Source organism: Nostoc sp. NMS2, from assembly GCF_017115105.1.
GTDB lineage: Bacteria > Cyanobacteriota > Cyanobacteriia > Cyanobacteriales > Nostocaceae > Nostoc.
The window spans coordinates 55884-66541 of sequence record NZ_JABXKH010000087.1 but is presented as its reverse complement, the minus strand read 5'-3'; the positions used below and the strand labels follow the sequence as shown (position 1 = coordinate 66541).

Genomic DNA, 10658 nt, shown 5'->3' with positions numbered 1-10658 from the left:
GAAGAGTTTTCCCCCTGCCCCCCGCCCCTCTGCCTCTTTTCCATGCCCAATGCCCTGTTTGGCCAATAGTTCTAACTTTCTGTTTCTTGCTCAGTTTCTAGAGATGTTGAAAAATAGCTACTAATCCAATTCAGTAGGGGCACTAATGACACCAGCATACAAGCAGAGTATAAGTCACCACCCCAACCTTCATGTAGCCATTTAAAAGCTGCTTCTTGACCTGTGCCGTGAAAGAAAGTCAGTAAGGTGTTACGAATTATATTGGCACAAGTACTAACGATCGCAGCAAGAGATAAAAACGATATGGTTGTGCGCCGTGAAGATAAACCATCTGTCCAATAAAGCAGCATCAAACCAACGTAGAGGGTAGTGAACAACATTTTCAACCCTGCACAATAGGGGGCAACTTCTACAATGCGTCCTCCCACGTAGAGATTTATTTCATTTACTGTTACGTCCATACCAAATTGATTCAATATGAAACCTGCCGTACCAGCGATGAAGCTTTGGAGAGGCAAGGTATAGGGGGCAATGAGATACGGTGCTGCCGTCGGGGTTGCCAAAAATACTAGTAGCAGGGGGAATCCTTGCGATCGCAAACCTGCTATCCCTTTAAACCACAAACATAATCCTGCTAGGATCACGGGCAAGGAAAGGTTAACCCACTCTGTAACACCACTAAGATAAAACACTGCCCCTAGTAACAATAAAACAGCGCTCAAGGGATGTATGGCATCTGGTAAACGTGTCCACTTTTTCCGGTTCATCCAGGCCAGATAAGCCGCAAATGGTAAACCAATAATCCCGTGGCTGAAATATTCGTGTTCTGTACTGATATTTTTGTTCAGCCAACCATCCAACCAGTGTAGCAATATAGGCGCATAGAGCAGCAGCAAAACGCCTATGATAGCTAGATTCAATAAGTCTGAGGCGTTTCTTTTTCTAATCTGTTGCTGGAGTGCCATGATTTTTTATTGGGCATTGGGCATTGGGCATTGGGGATTCGTTATTTGCAAATGACAAATGACAAATGACAAATGACAAATGACAAATGACGTAAGTATGAATTAACTTCAGGCTACCACGCTGTCAAAGTCAGCATTGGAGGTTTCATCTACCTTAGAAATTGTTGAGACTGCATGAGCGATCGCAGCTACAACTTCTTTAACTTGGCTACTGGTCAAACCAGGATACATCGGTAATGATAATATTTGCTGTGACAGTTTTTCTGCTTGGGGAAAATCTCCAGGCTGATAACCTAAGTTGCTGAATGCTGGCTGGAGATGACAAGGAATTGGATAGTGAATGCCAGTTTGAATTCCCACGGCTGTGAGTTTTTCCTGGAGTTGCTGGCGTTCTATTGGACAAGAATCATCAACTTTAATGACATAAAGATGATAAACGTGTCCTGTATCACTTTGGTTTTCCATAGGGATAATACCAGCAGTTGCCAAGGGTGCTAGTTCATTATCATACTGCTGGGCAATAGTCAAGCGATCGCGATTCCACTGTGGCAAATATGGTAATTTTTGGTGCAAAACTGCTGCTTGTAAAGTATCTAAGCGGCTATTCGTACCGGGTTCAGTATGAAAATACTTTTGCGATGCACCATAATTTCGCAAACGCACCATCTTCTGGGCAACATCTGAATCTCGTGTCAGCAGCATTCCCCCATCCCCAAATGCTCCCAAATTTTTGCTGGGATAGAAACTAAAAGCTGCTCCTATTCCTACTGAACCAGCGTGATATCCGTCTCTTTGGGCGAGGTGTGCTTGGGCGGCATCTTCAAAAATTAGTAGTTTGTAGGTATCAGCAAAGTTGATGAGTTCGCGTGGCGATACCATCTGACCATAGAGATGTACAGGGATAATGGCTTTAGTCTGAGGCGTAATTGCCTTTGCTGCGGACTCTAAATCAATTAAAGCTGTTTGGCGATCGCAATCTACCAGAATTGGCTTCGCGCCAGCCCGGATAACCCCAATCAAGGTTGCGATAAAAGTATTTGCTGGTAAAATTACCTCATCACCAGCACCAATATTACAGGCTTGCAATCCGAGAGCGATCGCATCTGTTCCTGATGCAACACCAACGCCATAAGTTGCCCCCGACACTGCCGCAAATGCTGCTTCAAAATCTGAGAGTGCTTGCCCTAAAATAAAATCTCCCTGTTCTAATACAGATTGGATTGCATGTTGCAATTGCATTTGAATTGGTTCGTGTTGTAACTTCAGGTCTACAAAAGGAACTCTAATAGCCATTTTATTCATTACTAGTTGTCCTCAAAAAATATTTCCTCAGATGGAAAAAATAAAAAAGCCTACACAATTTTCAGGATGAAATTGTAATAGGTTCAATCTATGGGATCGAGACTTATATAAACTATCTAGGATTGTCAGCCATTAGTGCTAGCTATTATAAGTAATAATTGCTATAAAGAATACACAAATATAATTTTGGTAAGTAAATTTACTTTGAATTTTCCAGTAAGAATTTTTGCTTCTGTACATAAATAATCACAGCCCCTTTGTATTGTATCCTTAGCATTAGATTACCCTGGCTGAATCCAAATCTAACGCAGTCAGACTGTAAAATCCCAAGCAATAAAGACTACACTAGTGCTAAATAACCATATTTAGCACCAGCAACTAGCAACTTGTGGATACAGCGTCGCCGAGTTAATGTAAGGGATAAAAAATTTTGCCTCAAATTTGTTTGTCAGAGGCAAAATTAGGGAATGCTTAAAAATAGCAATTGATAACCCAGAAATAGGGCTTATATCAATTACAGTATCGAGAAATTATTAAGGTAGCAGTGGCAATGATGGAGCCTGAAAACAAATTATTTGCCCTAAAGGATGGTTGGGATTCTCATGAATCAAGGGAACAACAACGCCTCAAAGCTTTGTCAGATTTAGGTTTGCGGCAACCAGAAACGATTCCGGTTTTTGAAGAAGCCACACAGACTGCCGCCCGCTTTTTAGAAGCACCAATTTCCATATTGGGATTTGTGGATCAAGAGCGTCATTGGTTCAAATCGGCGGTAGGCTTATCTAGACTGGGGCAGGGATTAATGAATCATTTGGCACAAAGCCGCCAACTACCACGTCGGGAATCATTTTGCACTCAGGTAGTAGATAGCTTTCAAGTATTTGTAATTAATGATATACATGAACTTACAGATCCAGTCCTTGCTAGCAGCAAGTTAGTGCAAGATTATGGGATTCGTGCTTACTTAGGAGCGCCACTGATTGATGCTGAGGGAAATTGTTTAGGTGCATTGGCGGTGATGGATTTAGTGCCGCGCAATTTTAAACCCCGAGACATTGAGTTTTTACAAATCATAGCTCGTTGGAGCATGAGTGAATTTGAGCGTAACCGACTTTTGCAAGGGAAACTCGAATCAACCACTCTCAAGACTGCTCCTATATTTTCAATTAATGACGAACGTAACACTGAAATTAAAATCACCGCACCCACTCAAGATAGCGACTCTGTTTCTACCAAGCAACTGAAACTAGAACTTTTGGGTCAGTTAACTCAGGAGTTACGCACGCCTTTAACATCTGTACTTGGTATGGCTAGTGTTTTAGGACGTGAAATTTATGGGCCTTTGACGACTAAGCAAAGAGAATATTTAGAAATTATCCAACATAGTGGTCGGTACTTACTTTCCCTAGTAAACGAAATTACCGAACTAGGAGCTATGGATGACAACTCAACTGTACTGAATTTAGCTCCTGTGGATATTGAAATGCTATGCCAACAAGCTATCAATACCCTTGAAGAAGTGGCTAATCGCCGCGAGCAAGATATTCGCCTCTCTATAGAACCGGGACGCAATCGCATTTGGCCTTTAGATAAAGACAAGGTGCGACAAATGTTATATCACCTGGTTTTCAGTGTGATTCAACTTTCGGCTACAGGTAGCATTGTTCGCATTCATGTTTCTTACAAGGAAGATACGCTCAACATTACTATTTGGGTTTCTCATCCCTGGTTAGGGGACGGCATTACTGAGGTTGACCCCTATTTCCGTCTCAATTCTTTGTCGCTGCTAGAGTTAACAGGTGAGGTCGCAACTTACAATACTCATGTAGAAGGCCAGCAGCAACTAGATACTTCATCAGTAGCAGTGGACAATTCAAAAAGCCTGAGTGATTCTCACTCCAATTTTCTTGCTGCTAGTTCAAGTCTAAATTTAGCTAAATTACATGGAAGCCTTTCTCGTGAAAGCTTGGGTCTACTGCTAAGTTGTCAACTAGCAGAGTTGCACGCTGGACAAATTTTGATTCAAGGTTCACCAGAATCAGGATATCGTTATGTGCTTTCTTTGCCACTGCAACTGGCGACTCCCTCACAAGCAATTAGTGATGTCTAATCACAGCCAGTAGGGAACAGGTTACAGGTGATAGGGGATAGGGAAAGACAAATTTATACTTTGTTATGTAGTAGGTACATGAATTAAAAGCGTCATTACTAATTTACAAACTACGTTATTACCTTTTTATAGTCATAGGCATTATGATCAAATCCAAGTTCTGCGTCGGCAGACTAATTGATCGCAATGTTTTTTATGAATTTAGTCTGGCAACTATTTACTTTATCATCTTTACCGCTCAAAGAATATCTTGCTACCAGTTACGTACACCGTTCTCTGGTGGGACTGTTAAGGTCTTGGCGGCAAACTAGCGTCTTGATTCAGTGGGGAGATGCGACAGCAGCTGTATTACTCAGCTTAATATATGCTTTTGCACCTTTTGCTTCGAGTACGTTGGTAGGCTTATTGCTGGTGGCTTGTGTGGGATTTTGGCTGTTGTTGACTTTATCTGATGAAGTCACACCAGCAAATGTCTCATCAGTCACTCCCATTCACCTACTGGTATTGCTCTACTGGGGAGTTGCCGCAATCGCAACAGCATTATCACCAGTGAAAAAAGCGGCACTTAATGACTTGGGAACGTTGACCTTGTATTTGCTACTATTTGCCCTTTGTGCCAGGGTATTAAGGTCGCCTCGCCTCCGGTCTTGGATTCTCACCCTTTATCTGCACATATCGTTAATTGTCAGTGTCTATGGATTGCGGCAATGGTTTTTTGGAGCCACAGCACTGGCAACTTGGGTTGATCCTGAATCTCCTCTATCTAAGACTACAAGGGTCTACAGTTATTTAGGAAATCCCAACTTATTGGCTGGATACCTCTTACCAGCAGTAATTTTTAGCTTGGTGGCAATTTTTGCATGGCAAAGCTGGCTCAAAAAAGCTCTAGCATTAACAATGTTAATTGTCAATAGTGCCTGCCTGATCCTGACTTTTAGTCGTGGCGGTTGGATTGGACTAGTGGTGGCAGTTTTGGCTGTGATGGCATTGCTAGTTTTTTGGAAGAGTGTGGAAATGCCTCCTTTTTGGCGTACTTGGTCACTACCCATTGTCTTGGGAGGTTTAATCGGGATGTTGCTGTTAGCAGTGATATTTGTAGAGCCAGTTCGCCTGCGGGTGTTCAGCATTTTTGCTGACCGTAAAGATAGCAGTAATAATTTTCGTCGAAATGTGTGGGATGCTGTCTTTGAGATGATTCGCGATCGCCCAATTTTCGGCATTGGCCCTGGTCACAATTCTTTTAATAAAGTTTATCCCCTCTACCAACACCCTCGTTACACTGCTTTGAGTGCTTATTCGATTTTGTTTGAAGTGACTGTAGAAACTGGGTTTGTTGGTTTAGCCTGCTTTCTCTGGCTAATAATTGTCACATTTAATTCGGCGCTTTTGCAAGTGCGACGATTGCGACGATTGAGAAGTGTAGAGGGATTTTGGTTAATTGGAGCGATCGCTATTTTGTTGGGTATGCTAGCTCACGGCACGGTAGATACTGTCTGGTATCGTCCTGAAGTCAACACCCTCTGGTGGCTCATCGTTGCTTTAATTGCCAGCTACTGGACACCTTTAACTCAAAACCAAACAATTCCATCTAACCCAGAACCAGCAGTAAACTAACATGAGCAAATTGTCAGTTGTTTTTCTACTCAACAACTGACAAATAAGTTAATTTTGAATTGTCTAGTCCCTGTAAGTAGTAGTACCTGGGGCATTAGGGTCGCGATAAGCAGTCGGTTCGTTATCACGCTTTTTACCAGCTAAACCAGCTAGACCGAATAAACCAAGTAATCCTAGCCAACCCCAATCAAAATCGTTGCGATCGGAAGTGGTCGTTCTAGGAGCAGTATTGACTCCAGGTTCAGTAGTCGTTTGAGCTTGTGCGGATAGAGTTAAGGGTAAAATTCCCATACTCAAGGTGAGAACGCCTGCGCCAACAGCTGTAATGAAATTACTTTTCATAAGTTGTGACAATTCCTTATGCCATCCGAAGTTACTCACCACTGTATCGAGTCCCAACCTTAATAAAATCAATCTGTGGCTATAAACTAGGGATTTTTACAACTCACGCTGTGGACATACAACATAGTTTTCACAGCAATCCGTTTCTCGCTCTGGTGTGGTAGTTTGACCCTTAATAACTTTTCATTGCGCGTTGAATGTCACGCTGATCTTGCCGTCGTTTCAGGTCTTCTCGTTTATCGTGGAGCTTTTTACCTTTGCCAAGGGCTATACTGACTTTTACCCAACCCCGTTTGAGATACATTTTCAAAGGGATTAAAGTTAGACCCTGCTGTTCTACTTTGCCAATTAGCTTGCGGAGTTCTTGACGATGCAACAGCAGCTTTCGTGTCCGCCGTGGTTCATGATTAAAATATTGTCCACTGGCATTGTAAGGCGAGATATGAATATTGATCAACCATGCTTCGCCATTGCGAAGCAAAGCATAGCCATCTTGGAGATTTACTTTACCCGCACGAATTGACTTCACCTCGGTTCCTGTCAACTCAATTCCGGCTTCGTAAGTTTCCAGAATTTCATACAAATAACGGGCTTGACGGTTGTCAGCAATAACTTTGTAACCTTCGTTCTTGTCGCTCATTGATAATTTTGTGCGTTTTAAATGTACCTAAAAAATTATTTGGATTGCCTTGTGAATTATAGGGTATTCATATAAATATTGAACTGCATATCACTAATTTAGCTTTTCTAAGTTCACAATTAAGAGTTTTCTGGTAATTTTGAGTTACCTGATATCGAGATACATCTGAGGTTTATCCAGAACTTGGGGATTTTACCCCAAGTTTCAATTCTATGCGAGGCTGCGCTTTATTCACGTAGGGGCAATTCATGAATTGACCCTACAGCCTATTATTCTTATAGGCGCATCTTCAAACAGAATAGGTGCTACTAATATTTTGGTAAATTACTGATAAGATTATTAATAATTTATACTATAATAGGAATTTACTCTGCCTTATTAATGAGTTGTTACAAATTAAAAAGCTCTCTATACCTCCCGAACAGAGGGAATCAAAGGTAAGTTGCACTTCGTTAACCTTCCGAAAGATTTAAGATTTTCTTTATAAATCAACCCTGAAAGCAGTCATTACCTGGTAATCCTGTCATAGTATGAAACATAAGAACACTATTCTTGCTAGTGTTCACTGATGAAGCGCGTAGAAGCAAATTTCTGAGTAAAAAAATTCTAGGGGTGTATTGTCCATGCCCTTGACGATCCTTGTAGTGGATGATGATCTGGGCACTCGTCTGTCTGTTAGCGACTATCTTGAACTGTCTGGCTACTCAGTGATCACGGCTAATGACGGTCAAGAGGCTTTATTCATGGTGGATGAGTATAATCCTGATTTGATTGTCACGGATATCATCATGCCACAGATGAATGGCTACGAACTGGTGCGTCGGGTGCGTCAACAATCAATGTTTCGGTTATTACCTGTAATTTTATTAACAGCCCGAACTAAGACCCAGGAAAGAATTCTGGGCTACCAGTCAGGGTGCGATTTATACTTACCCAAACCTTTTGAACTGGAAGAGTTAGCAGCAGCAATCCGCAATCTTTTGGAGCGATCGCAAATTATTCAATCAGAGTATCGCTTTTCTCATAAAGAGAGTTTGGGCATTTCCGGCTCTACAAAAGCGGCGGATGCCCATAATTCTCTCTCCACTCAAATTCAGACATCCCACTTGCACTCATCGCTAACTCATAGAGAACAAGAAGTCTTAGAGTTATTGACTCATGGTTTGTCTAATGCCGATATGGGTCATCAGCTACACCTGAGTCCTCGCACAGTGGAAAAGTACGTTAGCAGTTTATTGAGAAAAACCTCAACCAGCAACCGAGCAGAATTAGTGCGTTTTGCTATGAAGCATGGTTTAGTCGAATAAAAAAGTTAAGAGCAGAGACGCGATTAATCGCGTCTGTATAGGAGTGAGGAATTAAAACTCAGAACTCTTCACTTTTAACTTTTGTGAGCAGACCTTCACAAGCATCAATCAGTAAATCAATAACCTGATTAAATCCGTCTTGACCACCATAATAAGGATCTGGAACTTCCTTTAAGGTGTGTCGAGAGCAAAACTCACACATCAAACGCACTTTATGCTGATATTGCTCAGTGCGATCGAGAGTGAGGATATTCTCATAATTTTCTCGATCCATCGCCAAAATTAAATCAAAGTCTTGAAAGTCTGACTTTTGAAACTGGCGTGCTTGACCACGCAGTTTAATTCCCAACTTTGTAGCAGCCGCAGCACTCATGCGTCTGTCAGGTGGGCTACCAACGTGATAACTAGATGTCCCAGCAGAATCACAGAGGATGCCATCGCTCAAGCCAGCCTGCTCAATTAGATGATTCATAATGTTTTCTGCCGATGGCGATCGGCAGATGTTACCTAAGCAGACAAATAGCAACTTGTAAGGCATAGATATTTTTGTCCTCTGTCAATAGTCATTTGTCCTTTGTCATTTGTCCTTTGACTAATGACTAATCCCGGATTTCTCACAAAGATTTAAACGACTAACCCAAAACGTTTATGCCACTTAGACTTGAGATAAAATACCCCGTTCACATACTGTTGTGATTCGTGCAGTGTCTAAAACGCTCAAAATCTAAGCTCAATAAAGGTTTGGGTAATAGCGATCGCACCCCTTGTGAGAAATGCGGGTAATGACCAATGACTAATGACCAATGACTAAAATCCAGGTAATTCCAACCCACTGGTCAATTCTTCCATACGTTCCCGCATTGTTGCTGTGGACTTGTTGTATGCTTCTTTCATTGCCACTGTCACGAGATCGGAAAGTACTTCTGCACCTTCCCCAAGAGCATCTGGAGAAATTTCTACCCGCTTGGGTTCTTGGTTCCCACTGACAATTACCTTCACCAGACCACCGCCAGATTCTCCTAGAATCTCCATTTGCTCCAATTCTTCTTGGAGTCGCTTTGCGCCTTCTTGAACTTGCTGTGCTTTCTTAAAAGCATCGGCCAGTTCCTTCATTTTTCCTAAGCCAAAGCCGAATCCCTGTCCTTTTCCTGTCATAATTATTTGTACGCTTGTGCGTTGAATAACAAATCAAATTCAATTATAGATGCGGTAAGTAATTTGCCTCTTTTTTTACCAATAATTAATGCATTCGGGAATTGGGCATTGGGCATTGGGCATTGGGCATTTCTCCCTCATATCCCCATTCCCCATTCCCCATTCCCCACTCCCTATCCACAAGCACCTTGAAACTCTCCGAGCATTTTGACTTCTGGCTCTAAATTAATAGACCAACGTTCTTGTACCTGATGTTGGATGTGGCGAATGAGACAGAAAATGTCACTAGCTTTGGCTCCACCCCGGTTAACGATGAAATTAGCATGGAGTAGTGCTACCTGCGCTCCACCAATTTGGTAGCCTTTGAGGCCAGTTTGTTCAATTAACCAGCCAGCACTGTAAGGTTTGGGATTGCGGAACACACTCCCACAACTGGGGAAGTTGTATGGTTGGGTATTTAATCGATGTTTTTTGTGTTCTTTGGTGATTGCCACAACTTTTGCTGGGTCTGCACCTGGCGCAAGTTGTAAGGTGGCTTGGGTGACTATGCGATCGCCACCTTGCAATAATGAAGTCCGGTAGCTATAACCTAACTGTTCCGGGGTAAGAGTCTCCAGCGTCCCATCGGGTGAAAGTACTTCGGCACTCACTAACATATCTGCAATACAGCTATTATGTGCCCCTGCATTCATTACCACAGCACCTCCGGCTGTTCCAGGAATGCCAACAGCCCACTCCAATCCTTGCCACCCTAATTCTGCTGCCGCCAATGCCAAACTGGGAATTGATTCTCCCGCAGCAACGGTTAATTGACCGGTTTGGGGGTCAAAGTTGCTGAAGCGGAGATGACGAGTCGCAATGACTAAGCCTGATATCCCGCGATCGCTCACTAGGAGGTTAGAACCGGCTCCCAATGTTGTCACTTTTAAATCACGTTCTTTTGCGTATTTCAGACTGGCTTGCAGTGCTTCTAAATTTCGGGGGGCAACGTACAAATCAGCTGCTCCTCCAACCCTATAGGAAGTAAACGCTGACAAGTAAGCTTGGGGCCTGATCGCACAATCAGTATTTGGTAAATAAATTACTTCACTATCCACCGAATTAGTTGTTTGATGTTTCTTTGTATTCAAAGCAGAAACTGTGCAGACGTTTCCAGCTGCCTGGGAAATGGTCATCTTTACTTTGTATGGGTAAAATTTTTACATTAATTTACCGCAAAGATA

10 protein-coding genes are annotated in these 10658 nt (G+C 42.4%); 3 read left to right on the top strand and 7 right to left on the bottom strand.

The genetic code is table 11. The features are described from left to right. Nucleotides 1-71: 71 nt before the first annotated feature. Both crtB and HWQ36_RS16350 read right to left on the bottom strand, forming a co-directional pair. Nucleotides 72-965 carry a cyanoexosortase B gene (crtB, locus tag HWQ36_RS16355; RefSeq protein WP_292704715.1) on the bottom strand — a complete coding sequence of 298 codons (894 nt, stop codon included), beginning with the start codon at nucleotides 963-965 and terminating at the stop codon, nucleotides 72-74. A gap of 108 nt (nucleotides 966-1073) precedes the next feature. Further along, a complete protein-coding gene (locus tag HWQ36_RS16350) occupies nucleotides 1074-2267 on the bottom strand; it encodes a DegT/DnrJ/EryC1/StrS family aminotransferase (RefSeq protein ID WP_292704713.1) in 1194 nt (397 codons plus the stop codon). Nucleotides 2268-2817: 550 nt separating this feature from the next. Here HWQ36_RS16350 and HWQ36_RS16345 point away from each other — a divergent pair. After that, a complete protein-coding gene (locus HWQ36_RS16345; RefSeq protein WP_292704711.1) occupies nucleotides 2818-4377 on the top strand; it encodes a GAF domain-containing sensor histidine kinase in 1560 nt (519 codons plus the stop codon). A 195-nt stretch (nucleotides 4378-4572) separates the two neighbouring features. Beyond that, the gene (locus tag HWQ36_RS16340; RefSeq protein ID WP_292704709.1) at nucleotides 4573-5991 is read left to right on the top strand and encodes an IctB family putative bicarbonate transporter; all 1419 of its coding nucleotides are present in this window, start codon (nucleotides 4573-4575) and stop codon (nucleotides 5989-5991) included. Nucleotides 5992-6054: 63 nt separating this feature from the next. Here HWQ36_RS16340 and HWQ36_RS16335 read toward each other — a convergent pair whose 3' ends face one another. Both HWQ36_RS16335 and smpB read right to left on the bottom strand, forming a co-directional pair. Next, nucleotides 6055-6333: a WGxxGxxG family protein gene (locus tag HWQ36_RS16335; protein WP_292704707.1), complete on the bottom strand. Its 279-nt coding sequence runs from the start codon at nucleotides 6331-6333 to the stop codon at nucleotides 6055-6057. Between the two features lie 172 nt (nucleotides 6334-6505). Continuing rightward, a complete protein-coding gene (gene smpB / locus HWQ36_RS16330; RefSeq protein WP_012407256.1) occupies nucleotides 6506-6973 on the bottom strand; it encodes an SsrA-binding protein SmpB in 468 nt (155 codons plus the stop codon). A 623-nt stretch (nucleotides 6974-7596) separates the two neighbouring features. On the opposite strand from smpB, the gene HWQ36_RS16325 reads away from it, so the two are divergent. Further along, entirely contained in the window at nucleotides 7597-8280 is a 684-nt protein-coding gene (locus HWQ36_RS16325) for a response regulator transcription factor (RefSeq protein ID WP_292704705.1), read from the top strand. 58 nt (nucleotides 8281-8338) lie between these two features. Here HWQ36_RS16325 and HWQ36_RS16320 read toward each other — a convergent pair whose 3' ends face one another. From HWQ36_RS16320 to murB, 3 genes are all read right to left on the bottom strand, one after another. Continuing rightward, nucleotides 8339-8818 (bottom strand): low molecular weight protein-tyrosine-phosphatase, encoded by a 480-nt coding sequence (locus tag HWQ36_RS16320; protein WP_292704703.1) that lies wholly within the window; start codon nucleotides 8816-8818, stop codon nucleotides 8339-8341. A 269-nt stretch (nucleotides 8819-9087) separates the two neighbouring features. Beyond that, entirely contained in the window at nucleotides 9088-9435 is a 348-nt protein-coding gene (locus HWQ36_RS16315) for a YbaB/EbfC family nucleoid-associated protein (RefSeq protein ID WP_100900466.1), read from the bottom strand. 173 nt (nucleotides 9436-9608) lie between these two features. After that, complete coding sequence (gene murB, locus HWQ36_RS16310) at nucleotides 9609-10610, bottom strand: UDP-N-acetylmuramate dehydrogenase (RefSeq protein WP_292704699.1); 1002 nt, start codon at nucleotides 10608-10610, stop codon at nucleotides 9609-9611. Between the last annotated feature and the right edge of the window lie 48 nt (nucleotides 10611-10658).